Origin of the sequence: Asticcacaulis solisilvae, assembly GCF_052327315.1 — a bacterium.
Classification (GTDB): domain Bacteria; phylum Pseudomonadota; class Alphaproteobacteria; order Caulobacterales; family Caulobacteraceae; genus Asticcacaulis; species Asticcacaulis solisilvae_B.
In genome coordinates, this window is the sequence record NZ_CP166196.1 from 340,875 (window position 1) to 363,694 (window position 22,820).

At 63.6% G+C, this 22,820-nt stretch carries 23 protein-coding genes; 11 read left to right on the forward strand and 12 right to left on the reverse strand.

The features are described 5' to 3' along the window. Positions 1 to 876, forward strand: a complete 876-nt coding sequence (gene pstA / locus AB8717_RS01500) for a phosphate ABC transporter permease PstA (RefSeq protein WP_443749262.1) — start codon at positions 1 to 3, stop codon at positions 874 to 876. Between the two features lie 42 nt (positions 877 to 918). Beyond that, positions 919 to 1,731, forward strand: coding sequence for a phosphate ABC transporter ATP-binding protein PstB (pstB, locus tag AB8717_RS01505; RefSeq protein ID WP_443749263.1), 813 nt, complete (start codon positions 919 to 921; stop codon positions 1,729 to 1,731). Positions 1,732 to 1,890: 159 nt separating this feature from the next. On the opposite strand, the gene AB8717_RS01510 is transcribed toward pstB, so the two are convergent. The 3 genes from AB8717_RS01510 to AB8717_RS01520 form a co-directional block, all read right to left on the reverse strand. After that, on the reverse strand, positions 1,891 to 3,876 hold the full coding sequence (locus AB8717_RS01510; RefSeq protein ID WP_443749264.1) for an ArnT family glycosyltransferase: 1,986 nt from the start codon (positions 3,874 to 3,876) through the stop codon (positions 1,891 to 1,893). A gap of 63 nt (positions 3,877 to 3,939) precedes the next feature. After that, a complete protein-coding gene (locus AB8717_RS01515; protein WP_443749265.1) occupies positions 3,940 to 4,809 on the reverse strand; it encodes an alpha/beta hydrolase in 870 nt (289 codons plus the stop codon). Positions 4,810 to 4,895: 86 nt separating this feature from the next. Then, positions 4,896 to 5,834 carry a ribokinase gene (locus AB8717_RS01520; protein ID WP_443749266.1) on the reverse strand — a complete coding sequence of 313 codons (939 nt, stop codon included), beginning with the start codon at positions 5,832 to 5,834 and terminating at the stop codon, positions 4,896 to 4,898. A 97-nt stretch (positions 5,835 to 5,931) separates the two neighbouring features. On the opposite strand from AB8717_RS01520, the gene AB8717_RS01525 reads away from it, so the two are divergent. Then, positions 5,932 to 6,870: a nucleoside hydrolase gene (locus tag AB8717_RS01525; RefSeq protein ID WP_443749267.1), complete on the forward strand. Its 939-nt coding sequence runs from the start codon at positions 5,932 to 5,934 to the stop codon at positions 6,868 to 6,870. On the opposite strand, the gene AB8717_RS01530 is transcribed toward AB8717_RS01525, so the two are convergent. Beyond that, positions 6,867 to 7,175 (reverse strand): Dabb family protein, encoded by a 309-nt coding sequence (locus tag AB8717_RS01530; protein ID WP_443749268.1) that lies wholly within the window; start codon positions 7,173 to 7,175, stop codon positions 6,867 to 6,869. The two genes, AB8717_RS01525 and AB8717_RS01530, sit on opposite strands and share 4 nt — an antisense overlap. Before the next feature lie 79 nt (positions 7,176 to 7,254). Beyond that, positions 7,255 to 7,656: a MerC domain-containing protein gene (locus AB8717_RS01535; protein ID WP_443749269.1), complete on the reverse strand. Its 402-nt coding sequence runs from the start codon at positions 7,654 to 7,656 to the stop codon at positions 7,255 to 7,257. Between the two features lie 150 nt (positions 7,657 to 7,806). Between AB8717_RS01535 and AB8717_RS01540 the strand changes: the two genes are divergently transcribed. The 3 genes from AB8717_RS01540 to AB8717_RS01550 are packed head-to-tail and all read left to right on the forward strand — an operon-like array spanning position 7,807 to position 12,133. Further along, positions 7,807 to 9,000 (forward strand): glycoside hydrolase family 130 protein, encoded by a 1,194-nt coding sequence (locus AB8717_RS01540; protein ID WP_443749270.1) that lies wholly within the window; start codon positions 7,807 to 7,809, stop codon positions 8,998 to 9,000. Next, positions 9,000 to 10,202, forward strand: coding sequence for an AGE family epimerase/isomerase (locus AB8717_RS01545; RefSeq protein ID WP_443749271.1), 1,203 nt, complete (start codon positions 9,000 to 9,002; stop codon positions 10,200 to 10,202). Before AB8717_RS01540 ends, AB8717_RS01545 begins: the two co-directional genes overlap by 1 nt. 41 nt (positions 10,203 to 10,243) lie before the next feature. Further along, positions 10,244 to 12,133 carry a sodium:solute symporter family protein gene (locus AB8717_RS01550; protein WP_443749272.1) on the forward strand — a complete coding sequence of 630 codons (1,890 nt, stop codon included), beginning with the start codon at positions 10,244 to 10,246 and terminating at the stop codon, positions 12,131 to 12,133. Here AB8717_RS01550 and AB8717_RS01555 read toward each other — a convergent pair whose 3' ends face one another. Further along, complete coding sequence (locus AB8717_RS01555; RefSeq protein WP_443749273.1) at positions 12,134 to 12,937, reverse strand: SGNH/GDSL hydrolase family protein; 804 nt, start codon at positions 12,935 to 12,937, stop codon at positions 12,134 to 12,136. It abuts the gene before it with no gap. A 128-nt stretch (positions 12,938 to 13,065) separates the two neighbouring features. On the opposite strand from AB8717_RS01555, the gene AB8717_RS01560 reads away from it, so the two are divergent. Together AB8717_RS01560 and AB8717_RS01565 are read left to right on the forward strand one after the other, a co-directional pair. Further along, positions 13,066 to 13,731 carry a DsbA family oxidoreductase gene (locus AB8717_RS01560; protein WP_443749274.1) on the forward strand — a complete coding sequence of 222 codons (666 nt, stop codon included), beginning with the start codon at positions 13,066 to 13,068 and terminating at the stop codon, positions 13,729 to 13,731. An 81-nt stretch (positions 13,732 to 13,812) separates the two neighbouring features. After that, on the forward strand, positions 13,813 to 15,690 hold the full coding sequence (locus AB8717_RS01565) for an ABCB family ABC transporter ATP-binding protein/permease (protein ID WP_443749275.1): 1,878 nt from the start codon (positions 13,813 to 13,815) through the stop codon (positions 15,688 to 15,690). An 88-nt stretch (positions 15,691 to 15,778) separates the two neighbouring features. Here AB8717_RS01565 and AB8717_RS01570 read toward each other — a convergent pair whose 3' ends face one another. From AB8717_RS01570 to AB8717_RS01595, 6 genes are all read right to left on the reverse strand, one after another. Then, complete coding sequence (locus tag AB8717_RS01570; RefSeq protein WP_443749276.1) at positions 15,779 to 15,982, reverse strand: hypothetical protein; 204 nt, start codon at positions 15,980 to 15,982, stop codon at positions 15,779 to 15,781. A 114-nt stretch (positions 15,983 to 16,096) separates the two neighbouring features. Then, positions 16,097 to 17,245, reverse strand: a complete 1,149-nt coding sequence (locus tag AB8717_RS01575) for a glutathionylspermidine synthase family protein (RefSeq protein ID WP_443749277.1) — start codon at positions 17,243 to 17,245, stop codon at positions 16,097 to 16,099. 2 nt (positions 17,246 to 17,247) lie between these two features. Then, positions 17,248 to 17,595, reverse strand: coding sequence for a hypothetical protein (locus AB8717_RS01580; RefSeq protein ID WP_443749278.1), 348 nt, complete (start codon positions 17,593 to 17,595; stop codon positions 17,248 to 17,250). A gap of 87 nt (positions 17,596 to 17,682) precedes the next feature. Then, positions 17,683 to 18,471: a 3-hydroxybutyrate dehydrogenase gene (locus AB8717_RS01585; RefSeq protein ID WP_443749279.1), complete on the reverse strand. Its 789-nt coding sequence runs from the start codon at positions 18,469 to 18,471 to the stop codon at positions 17,683 to 17,685. A gap of 12 nt (positions 18,472 to 18,483) precedes the next feature. Next, the gene (locus AB8717_RS01590) at positions 18,484 to 18,834 is read right to left on the reverse strand and encodes a phasin (protein ID WP_443749280.1); all 351 of its coding nucleotides are present in this window, start codon (positions 18,832 to 18,834) and stop codon (positions 18,484 to 18,486) included. Positions 18,835 to 18,963: 129 nt separating this feature from the next. Next, positions 18,964 to 19,374, reverse strand: coding sequence for a Tat pathway signal protein (locus AB8717_RS01595; protein ID WP_443749281.1), 411 nt, complete (start codon positions 19,372 to 19,374; stop codon positions 18,964 to 18,966). 164 nt (positions 19,375 to 19,538) lie between these two features. On the opposite strand from AB8717_RS01595, the gene AB8717_RS01600 reads away from it, so the two are divergent. From AB8717_RS01600 to AB8717_RS01610, 3 genes are read left to right on the forward strand one after another with little or no spacing between them, the layout of a single operon-like run. Then, positions 19,539 to 20,447, forward strand: a complete 909-nt coding sequence (locus tag AB8717_RS01600) for a response regulator (RefSeq protein ID WP_443749282.1) — start codon at positions 19,539 to 19,541, stop codon at positions 20,445 to 20,447. After that, positions 20,444 to 21,616, forward strand: a complete 1,173-nt coding sequence (locus tag AB8717_RS01605; protein WP_443749283.1) for a hypothetical protein — start codon at positions 20,444 to 20,446, stop codon at positions 21,614 to 21,616. Before AB8717_RS01600 ends, AB8717_RS01605 begins: the two co-directional genes overlap by 4 nt. A gap of 28 nt (positions 21,617 to 21,644) precedes the next feature. Then, positions 21,645 to 22,814: a hypothetical protein gene (locus AB8717_RS01610; protein ID WP_443749284.1), complete on the forward strand. Its 1,170-nt coding sequence runs from the start codon at positions 21,645 to 21,647 to the stop codon at positions 22,812 to 22,814. Positions 22,815 to 22,820: the final 6 nt, after the last annotated feature.

The following is a 22,820-nucleotide window of genomic DNA, read 5'->3' on the forward strand; positions in this document are numbered from 1 at the left end:
ATGGCTACCACGACATCCGCCCGTGCTGCCCGCCGCAAGATACTGAACACGGTTTTCGTCACCCTTTGCATGTTGGCGACCGGGGTCGCCCTGTTCGCGCTGGGCCTGATCCTCTACTCGCTGTTCAAGCAGGGTTTCGGCGGCCTGAGCCTCGACATCTTCACCATGGATACGCCGGCGCCGGGGTCCCCCGGCGGCCTGCGCAATGCCCTGATCGGCTCGTTCCTGATGTGCGGCATCGGCATGGTCATCGCCCTGTTCATCGGTGTCCTGGCCGGCACCTGGCTGGCGGAAATCGGCGGCGACTCGCCCTACGGCCACGCCGTGCGCTTCCTTAACGACGTGCTGCTGTCGGCGCCGTCGATCCTGGTCGGCCTGTTCGTCTACGAACTGCTGGTCAAGCCGTTCGGCGGTTTCTCGGGCTGGGCCGGTGCGGTCGCCCTGGCGCTGCTGGCGACGCCGATCGTCACGCGGACCACCGAAGACATCCTGAACCTGCAGCCCAATGCCCTGCGCGAAGCCGGCATGGCGCTCGGCGGTTCGCAATTCGCCACCGTCCGCAAGATCATCTGGAAGGCAGCCGGCGCGGGCCTCCTGACCGGCGGCCTGCTGGGCTTCGCCCGGATTTCGGGTGAAACCGCGCCGCTGCTTTTCACCGCGCTTAACAACCAGTTTCTGCCGGACGACTGGTACAATGTCCCGCACCTCCTGTCGCAGCCGACCAGCAGCGTGCCGGTGGTCATGTACAATTACGCCCTCAGCCCGGATGATACCTGGATCCGCCTGGCCTGGGTGGGCGCCCTGATTGTCGCGCTGGCCGTGCTCGGCATCAACGTCCTCGGACGCTGGCTGGCGCGCGACAAGTCCGGCCATTAATCCAAGCTGCCTTGCCCCATTTCCTCTGAAACAGAGACTCTCATGAGCACCGACACAACGTCCCCCGATTTCAAGAGCGTCATCACGCCGCCGCCCGCCGACAGCCTGGTCCTCGAAGCCAAGGGCGTGAACTTCTATTACGGCAACCATCAGGCGCTGTTCGGCGTCGACATGCCGGTCAAGAAGAACGCCATCACGGCGCTGATCGGTCCGTCGGGCTGCGGCAAGTCGACCCTTCTGCGCATCTTCAATCGTATCTACGACCTCTATCCCGGCCAGCGCGCCGAGGGTGAGATCATGCTCGACGGCGAAAACATCCTGGGGTCCAAGGTCGACGCCACCTCGCTGCGCGCCCGCGTCGGCATGGTTTTCCAGAAGCCGACGCCGTTCCCGATGTCGATCTACGACAACGTGGCCTACGGCGTCCGCCTGCACCAGTCGAAGAGCAAGTCGGAACTCGACGAACTGGTCGAAACCAGCCTTCGCCGCGCCGCCCTGTGGGACGAAGTGAAGGACAAGCTGAACAAGTCGGGCCTGGGCCTGTCGGGTGGCCAGCAGCAGCGTCTCTGCGTGGCGCGCGGCATTGCCGTCAATCCGGAAATCCTGCTGCTCGACGAACCGGCTTCGGCGCTCGACCCGGTGTCGACCGCCAAGCTTGAAGACACGCTGGAAGAGCTGAAGCGCGACTACACGATCGTCATCGTGACGCACAACCTGCAACAGGCCGCGCGTTTGTCGGACTATACGGGCTTCATGTTCCTGGGGAAGATGATCGAGTTCGGCCCGACCGAGGAACTGTTCGTCAAGCCGAAGGTCGACAAGACCGGCGACTATATCGGCGGCCGCTTCGGCTAAGCCCCTGGGTTCAAGACAAAAATCAAAGGCGGCGCTCGCGGGCGCCGCCTTTTCTGTTCCTCGCTGTGTATACCTCCCTGTCGCGAAGCGATGGGGGACCGCCCGTAGCGCTAGCGAAGGGTGGTGGTGGGGTTTCTTGCTTGAGTCACACGCACCATCCTACTTCTTGGTGATGTAGATCTTGCGATCCGCGCCCTCGGTCTTGGTGCCGTCGGTCCGCGTCGCCTCGAGACTGAGATCGTGCTCGCCCGGTGTCAGCGATCCCGGCGGGAAGGTGAAGGTAAACTGGACCTTCGGATAGTTGGGATCGTAGCTGAGATAGTCCGGGGCGTGGAAGTTGATATCGTCGATGCCGTAATTGGCGGCGACGACCGGCTTATGGTCTATCATGACGTCGAGGTGGGTAATGCCCTTGGGATCGACCGCGATGCCGTAGTGTTGCTTGTTGTCCTTGACGGTGATGAAGCGGCCGCTTTGCGGATTGGCCAGGTAGAGCTGCGGAATCAGCGGGCAGGGGCCCTTGGGCAGGACGTCGAGCGGCTTTTGCCGGACGCGCGCCGTATAGAGCGACAGCACCGTGCGGCCCGGCGGCAGGGACGTGACCTTGAACGGCTCGATATCCTCGAAGGTCCTGCACAGGGTCGTGTACATGGCCAGCGACTCGCCTTCGTGCAACAGGTAGTCTGGCTCGTCGAGGATGATGACGACGCCCTTGCCGGCGCGGTCCTTTTGCAGGGCGTCGAGGTCGAGGTGCCAGTCGTGGCGGGCGACGACGAAGCGCGCCACATTGTCGTAAGGCTCGCCCAGGGTATAGATGTGGCGGCCTTCCTTGCCCGGGCCCGGGAATTCCAGGTGCACGGCCGTGCGGTGGCCCGTGGCGGCCCAAGCGATGTCGTCGCCGAAGCGGGCGTGAGCGCGCGCCGTCGCGGCGGCCAGGTCGGGCTCCGCCAGCAGATAGTTCTCGTTCTGCAGGATGTTATGTGCACGCTCGGTATAGGGAAGCTCGGCCGAATGGCGGAATTCCCACTGGTAGATGCTGGCGGCGACGCCGATGCCCAGCGCCAGGACCGGGCTGATGGCGATGATGGCGCTGCGGACGGCGCGGCCCACCGGGGTGGCGGCATTGTCGGCGAAGGCGATGAGCACGCCCGGCACATAGGGCAGCAGCGGCAGGTAGGCCATGAACGGCCAGTGGGGCATGACCTTCTTGTTGATCGTCGCCTGGACGACGTAGAACAGGAAGATGGTCACGGCCTGGTAGCCCAGCAGGGTATCGGGCTTGTTGCGGTCGTCGACCAGCGACACCTTGGCGGCGAAGCACAGGGCGATGAAGAAGATCGGCGTGCACAACCCGATCTGCGTCATGACGAAGCTGATGATATGGTCGGGCGCCGGGTCGAAATGCGGGCGGTTGATGACGTGGAACTGCACCGCTGGCCAGTCGTGGGTGGCGTTGTAGATGATGGCCGGAACGAAGCCGATGACGCCAAGCGCCGCGGTGATATACGGCCCGGGGCGGGTCCACAGCTTGCGGCCTTCGCGGTTGATCAGCATGAACAGCACGACGGCCAGGCCCGGCACCAGGAAGCGGAAATGGACCAGCTGGCCGATGCCGGCGCAGACGCCCGCCCAGATCCACCATTTGCGTTCGTCCGTCGCCACGGCGCGGATCAGGCAGCCGCACATCAGGACCAGCAGCAGCTGCAAGGCGCCTTCGGGATAGAAGATGGTGCCGTTGAGCGCCGACGGTGGCAGGAGCAGGGCGACAATGGCTGCCCAGATGGCGTTGCGCTTTGCCGTCAGCGGCCCGGCCAGAAAATAGACGGCGAACGGAATGGCGGTGGCGATCAGCAGGCCGATGATGCGCAGCGGCCAGATCTGCCAGCCGAAAACGGCGGTGACCACGCGGGCGATCCACGGAAAGCCCGCCGGAATATCGGGGTAGCCGAAGTCGGGATAGGCGCCCGACACGACGAAGTGGCTTTCTTCCCAGATGACGTGGCTGATCAGGCCGATCGAAAAGCGCCAGACCGTCATCAGGATCAGCAGGGCCAGGCCCGCGCGCATCAACATGCGATCGTCGCCGATCAGCAGCTTTTGCGATCCCATGCGCTGCCGTTCGGCACCCAGCTCGATATAGTCCATCGCCCGTCCCTTAGTCTTCCGGAGTGCGCGACTATAGCAGCGAAAGCCGTCGGGGAAAGGCGCTTATTGGGGGGATAGCCCCTGATCGGCCAGCCAGTCGCCAAGGCGCGACCGCCAGTCGTGGACGGCTTTGAGCTTCGAACGGTCGCCCATGTTAAACCCGTGCTGGCCGCCCGACAGGACATGGCGTTCCAGCGGCACGTCGGGCCACGCGCGATACAGGCCCTCGATGACATTGGTGTCGGCCACGCCCATCTTGTCGTCCCACGCCGTCAGCAGGAAGGCGGGCGGCGGGGCGGCGAAGACCGTCGGCGGGATGCCCAGCGGCCCCGGATAGATTTCGATCAGGAAGTCCGGGCGGCTCGACAGACGGTCGATCGGATCGGCGGCGTTGGCGTCGGCTGTCTTGGGCGTGAAGGTCACCATCGAGGTCAGCTCGCCGCCGGCGGAAAAGCCCATGACGCCGACCTTGTTGGGATCGATATTGTAATCGGCGGCGTGGGCGCGCACCCAGCGCACCGCGCGGATCAGGTCGGCCTGCGCGTCGCCTTCGATCGAGTAGGGCGAACCCGCCTCGCGCGCCAGCACGTATTTCAGCGCAAACGCCGTGACGCCCTGGCTGGCCAGGTATTGCGCCGGCTTTATGCCTTCCTCGCCGAAAACGACGTTCTGGTGGCCGCCGCCCGGCACGACGATAACGGCAGCGCGGCCAGCCTTGCCGGCAGGCGGGGTGAACACGGTGAGCGACGGATTGTTGATGCTGCGCCACCACCATTCGGCGTGCTGTTCGGGAATGTCACGGCGGGCCTCGAAGCCCGGCTGGCCCTTGGGCCATAGATAGACGACGGGCGGTCCGGCAGACTTGTCGGGGCTTTGGGCCTGGGCAACGGGCGCGACCAGACAGGCAGCCATAAGGGCGAACAGCAGACGCATGGAACTCTCCCCGATATGTTTTTGTAACCGATTACTATGCGCAGAAGCCGGGACTTGGCAAGCTGCTCTTACCAACGGTCATTTCTTTAATGACCGTTGGTATGCGCCGGATGCTGGGCCAGGAAGGCGTCGACCTCCCGCGGTGTCGGCGCGGCGTCGGCCGAGGCGCGGGTCACGGAAATCGCGGCGGCGGCCGAGGCATAGCGCAGGGCTTCGGCCACGGTTTCGCCCGCGATCAGACGATCGGTCAGGGCGCCGTTGAAGGTGTCGCCGGCGCCTGTCGCGTCCACGGCCCTGACCGCAAAGGCGGGAATACGGATCAGCTCGGAACCTGCCAGGGTCGCGCAGCCGGCCGAGCCCAGCGTGACCACGGCGCGGCGCGCGCCGGCCGTGATCAGGGCATTGAGGCCCTCGATCAGTGATGCGTCGGACAGGTCCGTTATACCGGTCAGCGCCATCAGTTCCAGTTCGTTCGGCGTCACGACATCCGCAAGCGGCAGCAGATCGAGGACGCCCGGATCGGCCGGCGCCGGATTGACGATGCTCAAGATTCCGTGCGCCCGGGCGAGTTCGAGTGCGCGGCGGACGGCCGGCAGAGGGATTTCCAGCTGCACGACGACGGCTGATGCCCCGGCGATCAGGCTTTCCGCCGCGTCGATATCGGCGGACGAGACGCGGCCATTGGCGCCTGGGGTGACGACGATCATGTTCTGGCCGTCCTCGGCGACCAGGATATGGGCCTGGCCCGTACGCGCGTCATTCAGCGTGCGCACATGCGCCGTGCCGACGCCCTTGCGTGTCAGATGCCCCAGGGCCTGCTGGCCGATGGCGTCGGCGCCGACCGCGCCGACCATCTCGACCGGACGTCCGAAAGCGGCGCAGGCGGCGGCCTGGTTCAGGCCCTTGCCGCCGATAGCCGTGCGGATCCCGCGCCCGATCAGGGTCTCGTTGGGCTTCGGCAGTCGTGCGACATCGATCAGGTAATCGAAATTAAGGCTGCCGACGACGACGATGGGCTTGGGCATGGGCGTTTCCAGTGGTGTGCGGGATGTTTAGCGCAGTTTGCCCGTTCACTGCAAAACCCTCTTTACGGGAGCGGCAGGCGCATGCGAATCGTGCGCCATGTCAAAGCGCAAGATCATCATCGACACCGATCCCGGCCAGGACGACGCCCTGGCCATCCTGCTGGCGCTGGCGTCGCCGGAAGACCTCGATGTCCTGGGGATCGTGGCGGTGGCCGGCAATGTGCCGTTACACCACACGCTCAACAATGCGCGCAGGCTGGTCGAACTGTCCGGGCGCAGGGACGTAAGGGTCTATGCCGGCAGCGAAAGGCCGTTGCGCCAGACGCTGGTCACCGCCGAACATATCCACGGCGCCACGGGCCTGGACGGGCCGGACCTGCCGGAACCGACCTTTCCGCTGGAGGACAAGCCGGGCGTCCAGTTCATCATCGATACCCTTCGCGCCGTCGACGATGTGACGCTGGTGACGTTGGGCCCGCTGACCGACATCGCGCGGGCGTTTACCGACGCACCCGATATCATCGGGCGCGTTCGCGAAGTCGTCATGATGCTGGGCTCGTGGCGCGAGCTTGGCAATGTCTCGCCGACCGCCGAGTTCAACGCCTATGTCGACGCCGTCGCCACCGATATCGTGCTGACCAGCGGAGCGAAGCTGACGCTCCTGCCGCTCGACGCCACGCACAAGGTGATCTCGACGCCCGAGCGCATGCAGACCCTGCGCGACATGGGCAATCGCACCGGGCCGCAGACGGCGATCATGCTCAAGGCGTCCGAGGCCTTCGACATGGCGCGCTTCGGCTGGGTGGGCGCGCCGCTGCACGATCCGTGCACCATCGCCTATCTTATCCGGCCTGGGCTGTTCAGCGGCCGCGAGGTCAATGTCATGGTGGAAACGCAAAGCGAGCTGACGCTGGGCATGACGGTGGTCGACTGGTGGAAATCGACCGATCGCCCGCCCAACGCCACCTTCATGACCGAGGCCGACGGCGAGGGCTTCTACCAGTTACTGTTCGAGCGCCTCAGACGCTTGCCTTAGACGGGAACCCGCGTGGCGTTTTCGACCGTGTAGTCGGCGGCGACGCGGATGTCACGCAGGTGGCGGACGCGGCGGATCGACTCTTCGTACAGAGGGTGGGCCTTGTAGGCGCGGAAGTCCTCGATAGTCGCGAACTCGCCGTAGACGATGACGTCGATATCATTGGCCAGCTGGTCGATCTTTTCGTTGTGCGACACTTCCAGCACCGCCGCGTGCGGAATCTGGGTCAGGACCGACAGGCCGCTGTAGATGCCATCGAGATCCGCCCGATCCTTGCAACTGAACATAACGATGTGACGGATCATGAGCACGCACGCGGTAGCGGTTGAAACCAGCGCCTTCCCTTAACGGTTAGGGACAGAGCGTCAAGACCGAAATACGGACTCAGGCGTCGCAGGCGCAGTCGGCGGTGTGGCGGTGAAGGGCGCGCAGCCCGCCATAATTGACGACGTGCGCAGCCGCGACCATCAGGGCGCCAATGACGCTCATGGGGGCTTCGACCGGCTCGAGGTCGGGAATGAAGGCCGCCGCAGACAGAAGGGCCAGGCCGGTGGCCATCGGACCCCAGACCCGGAGCCTGCGCCAGCCGCCGGAGCGCCACAGGGCCAGGGCGCTGAGCGGCGCCGCGACGCTCACCAGCACCTGGTGAACCCATTCGTTCTGCGAGAAGATACCGAGGAAGGGCAGGGCCGCCACGAGGAAGGGCAGGAGCAGGCAGTGGACGACGCACAGGCCCGAAAGCCCCATCGACGCCAGATCCAGCCATTTCGTCTTCTTCGGAGTCATTTCGCGTCCAGTGCTGCGGTTTCCATCACATATGTTATAGTGTAACTTTCCGCAAGCCTGATATTCGATAAAAAACGCTTGCCGATTTAGTAATTCAATTTTACTAAATCAAAAAAGGCCGGATGCCGGCCCAGACCCCAGGATAAGTAAATGACTTTCGATTCCCTCGCGCGCCTCAACGCCCTGCGTAGCGACCATGAAGCGCTGCTGAGCCGGCCTAATAGTCCGCAGCCCACGAGCAACGGCGTCTATCAGCGCTATGTGCATCCGGTGGTGACGGCGGGTCATGCGCCGCTGGAATGGCGCTACGATCTCAACCCGAAGACCAATCCGTTCATGATGGAGCGCCTGGGCGTCAACGCGGCCTTCAATGCCGGCGCCATGCTGTGGAACGGAAAATATATCGTCATGGTCCGCGTCGAGGGCGACGACCGCAAGTCCTTCTTCGCCGTGGCCGAAAGCCCCAACGGTGTCGACAATTTCCGCTTCTGGCCGCGTCCGGTCGTCATGCCGCAGACGGACGAGCCCGACACCAATGTCTATGACATGCGCCTGACGCAGCACGCGGACGGCTGGATCTACGGCCTGTTCTGCACCGAGCGCAAGGACCTGACGCAGCCCGGCGACCTGTCGGCTGCGGTGGCGCAATGCGGGATCGCCCGCACCAGGGATCTGGTGACGTGGGAACGCCTGCCCGATCTGAAGACGAACTCCGGCCAGCAGCGCAATGTCGTGCTGCATCCGGAATTCGTCGATGGCAAGTACGCCCTCTATACCCGCCCGCAGGACGGTTTCATCAGCGTCGGCGCCGGCGGCGGCATCGGCTGGGGCCTGTGCGACGACATGACGAACGCGGTCATCCCGCAGGAAACCATCGTCGACAACAAGGCCTATCACACCATCAAGGAAATCAAGAACGGCCAGGGCCCGGCGCCGATCAGGACCGCCGACGGCTGGCTGCACCTGGCGCATGGTGTGCGTAATACGGCTGCCGGACTGCGCTATGTGCTGTACATGTTCATGACCGAGCTGGATCGTCCGTGGGTGATCAATCATGCGCCCGGCGGCCACTTCATTGCGCCGCAAGGCGAAGAGCGTGTCGGCGACGTGTCGAACGTCGCCTTCTCCAACGGCTGGATCGAGGACAATGGGCGCGTCTTCATCTATTACGCCTCGTCCGACACGCGCCTGCACGTGGCGACGTCGAGCGTGGCGCAACTGGTCGACTACTGCAAGCATACGCCCGCCGATCCGCTGACCTCGGCGGCCTGCGTCCAGCAGCGCATCGATCTGGTCGCGCAGAACGAAGCCTATCTTGCCGCCCATGTCCGGGACGCGGTGTGATGCCGACGACTGAAGCCGCCCGCAGGCTGCGCCAGGAGGCGAAGGCGGAGGCGAAACATATTCTGGAGTGGTGGCGGACGCATATGCCGTCAGCCGATGGCGGGTTCCATGGCGAGATCGATGCCGACGGCCGGCCCGTGCCCGACGCACCGCGCAGCGTCATCCTCTACACGCGGATGCTGTGGTTCTTCTCGGCCATGGCGACCTATCTGAAATCGGACAAGGCTCTGGGTTTGGCGCATCGCGCGGCGGCCTATATCCGCGCGCACTTCGTCGATCCCGACCACGGCGGGCTATACTGGCTGCTCGACCATCGCGGCCAGGTGACCGACGCCAAGAAGCAGGGCTATGCCCAGGCCTTCGGCATATACGCCCTGGCCGAATATGTCCGCGCCACGGACGATGCGGCGTCGCTGGCCCTGGCCCGCCAGCTGCAGCGCGATGTCGAGGAACGGCTGTGGGAACCCGTGCACGGCGGCTATGTCGAGGCGATGAGCGCCTATTGGCGCGACGCCGGCGACCAGAGGCTGTCGGACAAGGATGCCGATTGCCCGAAGACGATGAACACGCATCTGCACGTGCTCGAAGCCTATACGCTTCTGCACCGTGTTGCGCCCGACGAGGTCAGCAATGCCGCGCTTTACCGTGCGCTCGACGTCTTCGCCGGACGCTTCGCGAATGGCGCCGACGGGCATCTGCGTCTGTTCTTCGACATCGACTGGACCGACCGCACAGCCGCCGTCTCCTATGGTCACGATGTCGAGGCCAGCTGGCTGATGTGGGAAGCGGCCGAGGTGCTGCACGACCGCGACATGATGGCGCGCATCCGCCCGCTGGTGCTCGGCCTGGCGGACGCGACGCTGAGGGACGGCTTCAACGGCCGGGGCGGTCTGTCTTATGAGCGCACGTTTGAAGGTCATCTCGACCGGGACGGCGAATGGTGGGGGCAGGCCGAGGGCGTGATCGGCTTCGTCAATGCCTGGCAGATGACGGCAGAACCCCGCTATCTCGACGCCGCCGCCGGTCTGTGGGAGTATCTGAAAGCGCAATACAAGGCCGGCAGCGGCGGGGAATGGACATGGTACGGCGCCGATGCTGTCCGTCCGCCCGTAGGCCTGGCCGGACAATGGAAGTGCCCGTACCACAACGGCCGGGCGATGATCGAACTCGATCACAGACTAAAGAAAACGAAAACCGCGTAAGCCAGTAATAACAAAGATAAAAAGGCATTGGGGAAACGAAGATGAACCTGCAACCGATCGATCTGGCCATAGTCGGCGGCTATGTGCTGCTGACCATCGGCCTCGGCTTCTGGGTATCGAAGCTGTCGTCGAAAAGCCTGTCGAGCTATTTCCTCGCGGGCAACAAGCTGCCTTGGTGGATACTCGGCCTGTCGAACGCGTCGGGCATGTTCGATGTCGGCGGCACCATGTGGATGGTCGGCCTGCTGGTCGTTTACGGCCTGAAGTCGGTCTTCATCCCCTGGCTGTGGCCGGTGTTCAACCAGATATTCCTCATGGCCTTCCTGGCCGTGTGGCTGAGACGTTCGGGCAAGCTGACCGGCGCCGAATGGATGACCTTCCGCTTCGGCGACGGGGCAGGGGCCCGCGCCTCGCACCTGATCAATGTCGTCTTCGCGCTGATCATGGTCGTCGGCATGCTGGCCTATGGGTTCTTAGGGATAGGCAAGCTGGTCGCCGAATTCAGCCCGTGGCGGCTGTCGGCCGATCCCCTGGTCAATGACAAGCTCTACGGCCTGATCGTCGTCGGCCTGACGACCCTCTATTCGGTCAAGGGCGGCATGTATTCAGTGGTGATGACCGAGGTGCTGCAGTTCTTCATCAAGCTGGTCGTCTGCATCGCCATCGGCTGGATCGCCTGGTCGACCGTATCGGCCGACATGATCCACGCCGTCGTACCCAAGGCCTGGGACAATATCCTGTTCGGCTGGAAGCTCGACCTCGACTGGGCGGGCGTCGGGGCGGCAGCGAAACCGGAAAACAAGGTCGTGGCACAATCGGCGGTGTCGACCATCGCCAGCGAAGGCCATTCCTATTTTGCGCTGTTCATGGGGCTGATGACCTTTCAGGGCCTGTTCAAGGCGCTGGCCGGGCCCGCGCCCAACTACGACATGCAGCGCCTGCTGTCGGCCAAGTCGCCGTCGGAAGCCGCCAAGGTGTCGGGCTTCGTCAATCTGGTCCTGCTCTTCCCGCGCTATTTGATGATCGCCGGCATGGCGGTCCTGGCCGTCGTTTTCATTGGCCCGGAATGGACGCACATGCAGGCCCAGGCGGCCGCCGCCGGCAAGCCTTTCACTGGCGATTTCGACTCGATCCTGCCGTGGGTGGTGCACAAATTCCTGCCGCCGGGCCTGCTGGGCCTGACCCTGGCGGGGCTTTTGTCGGCCTTCATGGCGACCTATTCGGCCTCGCTCAACGCCGCCCCGGCCTATGTGGTCAACGACATCTACAAGAAGTATTTCAACCCCAATGCCGAACAGAAGACCTATGTCCGGCTGTCCTACCTGACCTCGTTCCTGTTCGCTGTGATCGCCGCGGCGATCGGCTGGCAGCTGAAATCGTTCAACGAGATCATCTCGTGGATCACGACGGGCCTCTATGGTGGCTATACGGTCGCCAACGTCGTCAAATGGTACTGGTGGCGGCTGAACGGCACGGGCTATGCGGCGTCGATGGCGCTGGGCGTCGTCGCGGCCATGGCGATGACGATCTACAAGGACGCCGCCGGCAACCCGATCGACGGCCTGGCCGCCTTCCCGTGGCTGTTCGCGGCGCTGGTCGTGGTGGCGGTGGTGGGGTCGTACCTGACCAAGCCGACCGATATGGAGACGCTGAAGGCCTTCTATAAAAAGACGCGGCCGTGGGGCCTGTGGGGGCCGGTCTACAAGGCGCTCAAGGCCGACGAGCCCGACGTGCAGCCCAACCGCGACTTCGGCATCGACATGGTCAATGTCGTGGTCGGCGTGGTGTGGCAGACGGCGCTGACGGCCTCGGCCATCTTCCTGATCATCCACTCGATGGAGAAGTTCTACATCACTGCGGGCCTCGCCGTGGCGTGTACGGTCTTCCTCAAGTTCAGCCTGTGGGACCGCCTGCGCGACGAGCCGAAGTAACTATTCGGCCTTCACATACGGCTTGATTTCAGCGTCCTGCGATGCCCACAGATCGACCGCCAGCTTGCCGAAATAGGCCGAGCCCTTGGCGCTGAGGTGGGTATAGTCGAACCCTTGGTGCGACGCCGTCGTGCCCTGCGACGCGTCGGTGAAGACCGCCGGCACCGACGTGCCGGACGCCTCGGTATCGAGCACGTTCTGCGGGATAGGATCGCCGGCCATGCGGTTGGCGGCGACCGGGCCCATCGCCTGGACGGCTTTCTGTGTGGCGTCGTAAAAATCGACGATTTCCCAGCCCTTGTCGCGCGCGATCAGCTTGACCGCCGTCGACCACGGCAACAGATCGGGCTTCAGCCTGCCGTCCTTGAACCAGCGCTGGGTAAGCGGCGTGACGAAGATCGGGGTGGCGCCGGCGGCGGCGATATCGACGCCGTACTGGCGCATGTTGAGCGGGAATTCGGTGACGATATCGGTGTGGCGCTCGGGCTTGGGCGAGCCGTCATTATGGCCGAAGCCGATCCACACATAGGTTTTCGCATAGGCCGCATTGTCGCGGATCTGTTCCAGCGCCTTGTCCCACAGGCCTTCGACGCGATAGCTCTTGGAGGAGCGCCCGCCGCGCGCCAGGTTGACACAGGTCACTTCCGGCCTGAACTGGGCGCAGAAGCCCGTGCCGTAACCCGACTTTTCGGTCATGGTAGAATCGCCGACCATGATGACGCGGATGGGCTTAAGCGTTTCGGCGTGTGCCGACGTGGCGAAGGCAAGACCGATAAGGGCGACGGCGATACGGCGAAACGGCATTAATCCCTCCACATTATGGGTTATTCGTCCATATTATACGACAATCTCGGCAAAGTCTGTCGCAAAAAGAATGCAGCCGCTTGATCTGAACTGTAACAGGCTTATTTACGGATGAAATGGAGCGCCTCATGAAGATCGAAATCTGGTCCGATGTCATCTGTCCCTTCTGCTATATCGGCAAGACGCAGCTCGAAGCAGCGCTGGCGGAAACCGGCCTAAAGGCTGAGATCGAACACAAGGCTTTCCGCCTGATGCCGGGCGAGACGCCCTATCCGATCGAGGAGATGTTCGCACGCCGCTACGGCCAGTCGCCCGAGCAGGCGAAGGCTTCGATGCGCAATGTCGAGGCGATGGCGGCAGGGCAGGGGCTGGAATTCCATATTACGGGGACCAAGGCCGGCGACACGACCGACGCCCACAAGCTGTTGATTCTGGCGGGCGACCGCGGCGTGCAGCCCGGGTTGCTGGATGCGCTCTATAAGGCCTATTTTACCGACACGCGCGATGTCTTCGATCGCGGCGTTCTGCTGGCCATCGCCGAAGAGGCTGGACTCGATCGGGCCGAGGCGGCCGCGGCGCTCGAGTCCGAGGAACTGAAGGCCCGCGTCTCCGCAGACCAGCGCACCGCCGAGACCTTCAATGTGCGCGGCGTGCCCTTTGTCGTCATCGACCGCAAGGTGGCGGTTTCGGGCGCGCAGGGCACCGCCAATTTCGTCAAGGCGCTGCTGACGGCTGAACCTGCCGGTGCAAAGACGGGCGACGCTTGCGGAATAGATGGCTGCGACCCCGCATAAAATTCGCCAATCCGATTGGCGTCGGGACCGGCGCGCCCTATATAGGGCGAAATCGATACGATATATCCGAAAGCCGAGTTGATGAGCGCGCCACAGACCACCACCCAGACTGCGCCCCTGCCGAAACCCGATCCCAAGCTGAAAGATACCCTGGCCTTCCTGATGCCCTATCTTTGGCCCAAGGACCGTCCCGACCTGCGCGGCCAGGTCGTCCTGGCGCTTCTGGCCATGCTGGTCGGCAAGCTGTTGACGGCCCTGACGCCGCTGACGCTGAAATGGGCGACCAACGCCTTTGCCGGCAAGATGCCGGAGCTGGCGCATCCGACGTGGTGGCAGCTGGCGCTGGGTATGCCGGTGGCGATGGTCGCGGCCTATGGCGTCGTGCGCATCGTCTTCAACATCTTCAACAATATCCGCGACGCCCTGTTTGCAGCGGTCGGTCAGCACGCCGTGCGCGGCCTGGCCAACCGCGCCTTCGTCCACCTGCATAACCTGTCGCTGCGCTTCCACCTGCAGCGCCGCACCGGCGGCCTGTCACGCGTTATCGAGCGCGGCAAGAGCGGCATCGAAACCATCATCCGCCTCAGCATGATGGTCGGCATTCCGACCGTCATCGAATTCGCCCTGACCGCGCTGATCATCGGTTTGCAGCTGAGCCTGCCCTATGTCGCCGTCATTGCCGTCACGGTCGTGATCTATGTCTGGTTCTCGATCGTGGCGTCGAACTGGCGCATCGCCATCCGAAAGGACATGAACGACGCCGACTCGGATTCGATGTCGAAGGCGGTCGATTCCCTGCTCAACTTCGAAACCGTCAAATATTTCGGCAACGAAAAGCACGAGTCCGACCGCTATAACCGCGCCACCGCCAAGTACGAGCAGGCCGCCATCAAGACCTATATGTCGCTGGCCTGGCTCAATATCGGCCAGGCGGTGATTTTCGGCGTCGGCATGATCGTCGTGTTGCTGATGTCGGCCTATGAGGTCATGCACGGTACCAAGACGATCGGTCACCTGGTGATGGTCAACGCCTTCATGATGCAACTGGCCATTCCGCTGAACTTCATCGGCACGCTCTATCGCGAAATCTCGGTCGGCCTGATCGACATGGACGCCATGTTCAAGCTGCTTGACGAGCCGCAGGAAGTGGTCGATTCGGCGGACGCCAAGGCGCTCAACGTCGAAAACGCCGCGGTCGCCTTCAAGGACGTGCACTTCTCGTACGATCCGGACCGTCCCATCCTCAAAGGCGTCAGCTTCGAGGTGCCGGCCGGCAAGACGGTCGCTATCGTCGGTCCGTCGGGTGCCGGCAAGTCGACCATTTCGCGCCTGCTGTTCCGCTTCTATGACGTCAAGGGCGGGTCGATCGAGATCGACGGCCAGGACATCAGAACCGTCAGCCAGTCGAGCCTGCGCCACGCCATCGGCATGGTGCCGCAGGATACGGTGCTGTTCAACGACACGATCGCCTACAATATCGGCTACGGCAAGTTCGGGGCGTCGCGCGAGGAGATCGAGGATGCCGCCGAACGCGCCCAGATCGCCGGCTTCATCGGCACCCTGAGCAAAGGCTACGAAACCGAGGTCGGTGAGCGTGGCCTGAAGCTGTCGGGCGGGGAAAAGCAGCGCGTGGCGATCGCCCGCACCCTGCTGAAGTCGCCGCCGATCCTGATCCTCGACGAAGCGACTTCGGCGCTCGATACCCATACGGAGCGCGAAATCCAGGCCTCGCTCGACGACGTGTCGAAGAACCGCACGACCCTGGTCATTGCGCACCGCCTGTCGACCGTGGTCGGCGCCGACGAGATCCTGGTGCTCAAGGACGGGGTGGTGGCCGAGCGCGGCAAGCATCATCAGCTGATGCGCCTGGGCGGGCTCTATTACTCGATGTGGGAGCGCCAGCGTGCCGCCGACGAAGCCCGCGAAAACCTGGCCAAGGTCGTGGCCGAGGTCGAGTAGGCACAGCGCCTAAGCGCACAAAATGCAACAGGCGCGCCACCCGGATGTGGCGCGCCTGTTTTTGTTTCGCCGCAAGTGGCGAAAGGGATTACTGCGACGAGCTGGTCGTCGTGGTCGTCGTCGTCGTCGACCCGGCCATACCCGAGTCGGCCGACATCGCCGTGCCGGTGTCGGCGGGTGCGGCGACCTCGGTCGAGGTTTCCGTGGTGGTGGTGGTGTCGGCGGGCTTCGAGCAGGCGGCGGCGGTCAGGGCGAGCGCAGCGGCGGCGAGCGGAAGAAGCTTGGAAGTCATGCTGGTTTTCACGTGGAGGTCCCTTCTCACAAAGACGTGAAAAAGTATTGCACTGGCAGCCATAGGTAAGCCGTTCGGTAGGCCCTCCGATTTTATAAAAAGACCATAAGTCGGTCACAATTCCAGAAGGCTCGGGATAAAGCGGGCCAGGTTGGATGTTACCGGCCCGTCCTCCCGGACGCCGATACCGGCCGGCTCCCCGTCGACCACCCAGCTTCCCACGACGGGCATGCGGCCATTGCCGAAATCCGGCAGGTCGAACAGGCCCTGGAACAGGGTTTCGCCGGTGTACGGGCCGCCGGTTTCGGCAATGACCGTGCCGTTACGAACGACTGTGACGTTGCCGCCCTCGCGGGCAAGGCAGGGTTTGCAGACATAGTTGTTGCCGGCCGGGGCGTCGAAACGGGCCCACAACAGGTTCGGATGGCGCGGGAACAGGTCCCACAGAATCGGCAGAATAGCCTTGTTGCTCCATATCATTTTCCAGATCGGCTCGATCCAGAGGGTGCGGCCATGGTTTTCCGCAATCCGGCGGCCGAACGGTTCGTGCACCATCCATTCCCAAGGGTAGAGCTTGTAGAGGGCTCGGATTTCCCGATCTTCGAGGTCGTAGAAGCCGCCGCCCGCGGCATTCCCGGCCCAGCCGATATCGCCCATGGCCAGTCTCTTTACGGAAAGGCCGGCCTCACGGGCGGTATCCATCAGGTAGGCGACCGTAACCGTGTCTTCCCCGGCGGCATCGGGAACATGGGCAAAGTGCACAAGTCCGGTGCCCAGATACGGCGCGATGTCGCGCCATTTGGCGATCAGCTTCTCGTGCAAGGCATTGAACTGGTCGGCCTTCGGAAAGACGTCCTCTTTCCAGAACCATTGGACGACGGCGGCTTCCAGAAGCGAGGTCGGCGTATCGCAGTTGAATTCGAAAAGCTTGGGCGGTCCCTTGCCGTCGAAGCCCAGGTCGAAGCGGCCGTAATTCAGGGCCGGCGGGGCTTCGTTCCACGCCTCGACGATCAGCGGCTGGCACCAGTCGGGAATGCCGAAGCGATCGAAAAGACGCTGTTCGACGATATGGTCGCCGGCTGCCAGGAACATGCGGTAAAGATCGGCCGTCGCCGTCTCGATCAGCGCGATATCCTCACGGCTGAAGGCGTAGCAGGCGCTTTCGTCCCAATAGGGCGATCCCCCGGCCGAATGCCATATGAGACCGGCGGCCTCCACGCGCGCCTGCCAGTCCGGACGCGGGTCGAGTGTCAGGCGTCGCATGGCTATTCCCCGAAACCGCCGTGGCCGCCGCCAAAACCTTCACCGGTGCCGCCGAAGCCGCCCCGGCTCACGCCGCCCTCCGGCGCCAGGCCGTAACGCGTCCCGGAAGCCGGTGCATACGAGCCGCCTGTCACGCGCTCGCCGACGGCCGGGGCCTCGCCCCGGTTGATGTAGATCCAGCCGCCATGCCCGCCATAGGTGGCGCCCGGCGCGCAATTCGCGTCGGGCATGCGTAACCCGTTCCCGTCGGTGCAGACGCGCACGGACTCATAAGCCCGGCCGCAACTGCCCAGCAGACCCGCCGACACGGCCAGGACCGTGATCAGCGTTCCCTTGTCGATGACTTTCATGAAGCCCCCCAAAGACCGGCCATGCCCCCCGGCATGGTCCGATCCCGGATTATAAAAGATCCTGCGGGCCCGGCAAAGAGAAATCGGTTATTCCGCTACCCAGCCGCCGTCGATGCTGAGCGGCGCGCCGTTGATCTGGGCGGCCGCGTCCGAACACAGGAAGGTGGCCAGGGCCGCGACCTGTTCGACCGTGACGAACTGCTTGGTCGGCTGCGCGGCCAGGATGACGTCGCGGATGACCTGTTCCTCGGTCATGCCGCGCGCCTTGGCGGTGTCGGGAATCTGCTTCTCGACCAGGGGCGTCTTCACATAGCCCGGGCAGATGGCATTGCAGGTGATGCCCGAAGTGGCGCCTTCCAGCGCGATGGTGCGGGTAAAGCCGAGCAGGCCGTGCTTGGCGGCGACATAGGCCGACTTGAACGGCGAGGCGACCAGGGCGTGCGCCGAGGCGATATTGACGATGCGGCCCCACTTCTTCGCCTTCATGCCCGGAAAGGCCAGGCGCGTCGTGTGGAAAGCCGAGGTCAGGTTCAGGCCGATGATCAGGTCCCACTTTTCCGGCGGGAACTCTTCGATCGGCGAGACGTGCTGGACGCCGGCATTGTTCACCAGGATGTCGACGCCGCCGAGCTTGCTCTGGGCATTGGTGAACAGGGCTTCGATCTGGTCGGCCTTGGTCATGTCGGCGCCGTCGAACAGGACGTCTACGCCGTTGTCCTTCGCGATCTGCGCCCGTTCGGTCTGGATCGCCGCGGCATCGCCGAAGCCGTTGAGGATGATGTTGGCGCCTTGCGCGGCCAACGCCTTGGCGATGCCCATGCCGATGCCGCTGGTCGAACCTGTGACCAGTGCCGTCTTACCTGTCAATTGTGCCATGCGTTAAGGCCTTTAGTCTTTGGGGGGAGGAGAATCGGATTCGGAGGCGGTCTTGAGCGCCTGCTTGCCGCACTGTTCGACGAAGTTCATGGCGGCGCGGGTGCGGTCCTGGCCGTACTTGACGCAGGTCCGCGTCCAGCGCTGCTGCAGGTCGGCAAGGGCGGCGGGATCGTGGGTGTTGGTCGCTTCCTTCATCAGGTCGAAGGCTTCACGCGTAAAGGCCGTCGTTTCCTCGGCATAGCGTTGCGAGGTCGCGGTGATCATCTCGATCATGTTGATCAGGCTGCGGGCGGCCAGCTGCTGCTGGGCCCCCATCATGTTGAGGTTGGCTTCGAACGGTCCCCGGGTCTCGTCTTGGCTCATGCTCATCCCTGCCGCAAAGGGTCTATGTCGCGGAAATTATGGGCCCGTTTCGCGGTGTGTGCAATGCGGAAAAAACCGCCCGAAACGTGTAACGCGGTTTTAGGGACAGGGCGTGCGACAAAGCAAAAGCTAGTTCAGCAGGATCGACCCGATAAGCACCTTCGCGCCCTTTTGGCCGAGGACGGTGTCGGTGGCATTCTGGAGCTGGGTGGCCAGGTAGTCGGCATCGACCATGCTCGACGCCGTCAGGTTGGCGGCATAGGCCTGCAAACGGCTGATATAGGCGTCCTTCAGCCGCGGCATGTAGAGCTTGATGCGGTCGACCATCTTGGGATCGTTGGCGTAGAGGCCCATGTCGAGGCTCAGGTTTCCGTGCCGGCCGCCCTGTGCCGCCGTGAACACGTTCAGCATCGGGAACTGGGTGTAGCCGGGACCGCCGCCTTTCTTCTTTGGCTCGGTGGCGAGCGCCGGCGCGGCCCCGATACCCGCGGACAAGGCGGCGGACAGGAAAAGACTGGCGAGGAAACGGCGGCGAAGCATGGCACGACGATAGAGGTCACCGGTTAAGGGAGGGTTGAAGCACGGTTTATGAAAATTTAACCATAAAAAACAAAGCCTTGATCAACCGGCGATTAAGGGGTTTGCGTGTAGGCTATGCGGTGGTGCGGTCTGACCGTATCGCTCTCCAGGCAAAAGGCCACCGTATGACGACTCACCACGCCCACACGATGCGGCTGCTCAGCAAGATTGACTGCGCCCGTATCGCCGTGCTGGTCGTGGAGGACAACGACGCCTCGCGCCGCCTGGTCATGGAGCTGATGCGCGCCACCGGCTTCGAAAACGTCAATTTCGCACGCGACGCCGAAGAGGCCATCGCGCAGATGCAGGGGCAGGATCCCGACATCCTGCTGCTCGACTGGAACCTGCCGGGCATGTCGGGCCTGGACCTGGTGCGTCATATCCGCGCCAGCGCCAACACGCCCGACCCCCGTTTCACCAACCCCGAAGTGCCGATCGTCATGCTGACGGCGCGCCAGCGTGCGCGCGACGTGACCGCGGCCCGTAATGCCGGCGTCAATGCCTTCGTCGTCAAGCCGTTCTCGACCACCTCCCTGCTCAAGGCTGTGTGCGGGTCGCTGACGCGCAAGCGCAAATTCGTCGCCGAACCCGCCTATACCGGTCCCGACCGCCGCCGGCGCCGGGCCGAAAACTATCCCGGCCTGCTGCAACGCGCCGAAGACAAAATCGCCATCGCGCCGCCGGAGCTGCGCAAGGCCAGCAGCATCGAGCTCGACGGCCTGCGGGACTCCCTGAAATCCGGCGGCCGCCTGGCCGCGCGCGAGGTCGAGCGCAAGGTCCGCGACATGGTCGATTCCGAGCGCCAGGCCCAGGAAATCCGCCTTGGCCTGATGGAGCGCGCCGCCCAGTCGCTCAACGCCTATATCGGGCTGTTCGGCCGCGAAGCCGACGCCGAAGTCGTCGATGTCCACCTCGACGCCCTGATCCGCCTCAATGAAGTGCCGCACGGCCAGGAAGCCCTGGCCAACGGCATCGTCCGCCACCTCGACACCCTGGTCGCAAAACGCACCGAGGGCCGGAAATCGCTGGCATGAACGCATTCAGCACCAATACCGCCGCCACCCAGACGGCCCAGAACGCCAATAACCGCGATGTGCGTAACCTGGCCAACCTGGGAGAGCGCGCCTCGACAAGCCGCGTGCTGAACCTGTCGCACATCTACCTGACCTCGGCCCGGGAAAAGGAATACCAGCTCAGGCCCTTCTTCCGCGACTCGCAGCTCAACAAGTGCATCCTGGTCAAGCACACCCTCCGCGCCAACGAACGCGACCTTTTCGGCCGCACCAAGCGCACGGCGACCAAGATCATCCTGCCGTTCGACCCGAACGACCTGAAGCTGGGCGGCCGCTCGATCCTGGTCAACCAGATGGGCTTCGACGGCTTCTGCCGCAGCTATTTCGGCATCGACGACATCATGTCGATTCCGGATATCCAGATACTCCGCCTGCTCGACCAGTTGCCGTCGCTCGATCCGTTCCTGGTGCGCGAACACCTGAGCCGCAACGGCTTCAAGCCTGGCAGCTGTTATCTCAAGATCTCGCCGTTCGACGTGCAGCGCATGGTCGGCTTCGCCAATGCCGAGATCGAGCGCCTGGTCGTCACGGCCTTCGGCGAAGGCTTTGCCGGCGACGCCGGCGTCAAGCTGACCGGCAAGATCCTGGCCGACGAGCTCGACAAGGAGCTGGCGCCCCTGCGCCGCGTGCTGCGCATGTCGGAAGACGAGTTTTCCGACGGCATCTTTTCCTGGCGCGGCTTCCTCTATTTCAAGTGGCGGCATCTCGAGCTGCAGGACGAGATGCGCAAGGTCCTCGAAGGCCTGGCCACCTACCAGCCGCAGGGCTCGGCCGACGAGGCTCTGAAAGAATATCTGCGCGAAGTCCGGCCGCGCCTGGCGCGCAAGATCGTCGACGCCATCGCCAATGTCGGCCGCACCATGGCGGTCTACGACCAGGCCTATCATGCCCTGGTCGGGGGCGAGAATGCCGGGCCGTTCCGCCGGTTCCTGCTCGACGGACCGGAGTTGTTCTTCGAGCTGGGCGAGAATATCGGAATTCTCAGCCATATCGGCTCGTTCTGGTCGTACCGCATGAGCCAGGCGCTGGATCATCAGCGGCTGACGCCGATGGAATATGCCGACATTCTGATGGATTTCGAAGACTCGCTGGCTGTCGTGGCCAGGGATGAAGACGAAAAGCAGGCCTAGGCCTGCTTTTCCAGTGAAGGAAGCGTACGTGTTTGTAGAAGCCCCCATCATGGCCCGCCTGGCCGACAGCAGTTTCAATTCCACGCGGGAACTGCGCAACCTGGCGCACCTGACGCACGGGGGATCGAGCGACCGTATCCTCAACCTGTCGCGCATCTTCCGCCAGTTCCGCGAGGACGACGACTACAAGGAAAACCCGCTTTTCGAGAACTCGGCGCTGAACCGCGCCATCATCATCAAGCACAATCTGCGCGTGGACGAACGCCACCTGTTCCCATCGACGCGCCAGACGGTGACCAAGGTCATCCTGCCGTTCGATCCTTACGACCTGTCGCTGGGCGGCCGCACCCTGTTCGTGCGCCAGCAGCATTTCGAACAGCTGGTGAAGACCTACCTGTCGATCGAGGACCTGCTGAAAAGCCGCGACATCGATATCCTGCGCACGCTCGACAACCTGCCTTCGCTCGATCCCTTCCTGCTGCGCCAGCACCTGCTGCAAATCAACGTCCGGCCGTCGCCGAAATATTTCCAGATTTCGCCGGACGATCTCAACAGCATGGCGACATTTACCGCGCAGGAGGTCGAAAACCTGGTGCTGGCGGCGCTGGGCGCGGAGGCCGTGCAGGGCGCCGCGCGGTTCGGTTCCAAGATTCTGTCAGATAATCTCGACCGCGAGCTATGGCCGCTCAAGGACACGCTGGGCATGACCGACGACCAGTTTTCGAACGGCATCACCTGCTGGCGCGGCTTCCTCTATTACAAATGGGCCTATGTCCGCCTGCAGAACCAGCTCCGTGAAGTGATGAGCGGGCTGTCGAGCTACAAGCCCGTATCGACCCATGACGACGTCGTGCGCAACTATCTCAAGCGGTCGCGGCCGCGCGTCGCCAAGGCCCTGATCAAGACCATTCAGGAAAGCGGGAAGCTTCTTGAACGCTATGACGAGGTCTACCAGGCCATGGCGCTCGACCGGAACCCCGAGCCTTTCCGCCGCTTCCTGATGCAGGGCTCGACCCTGTTCCTGCAACTGGGCGAGAAGCTGGGCATTCTCAATCACATCGTCTCGTTCTGGAACTTCCGCATGGCGCGGGTGCTGGCCAACAATTCGCGGCCGCTGGAAAGCGTCGAATATGCCGACATCCTCGTCGATTTCGAGGCCAGCCTGTTCCCGTCATTGGCCCACGAGCAGCAAGGGTAGGCCCTG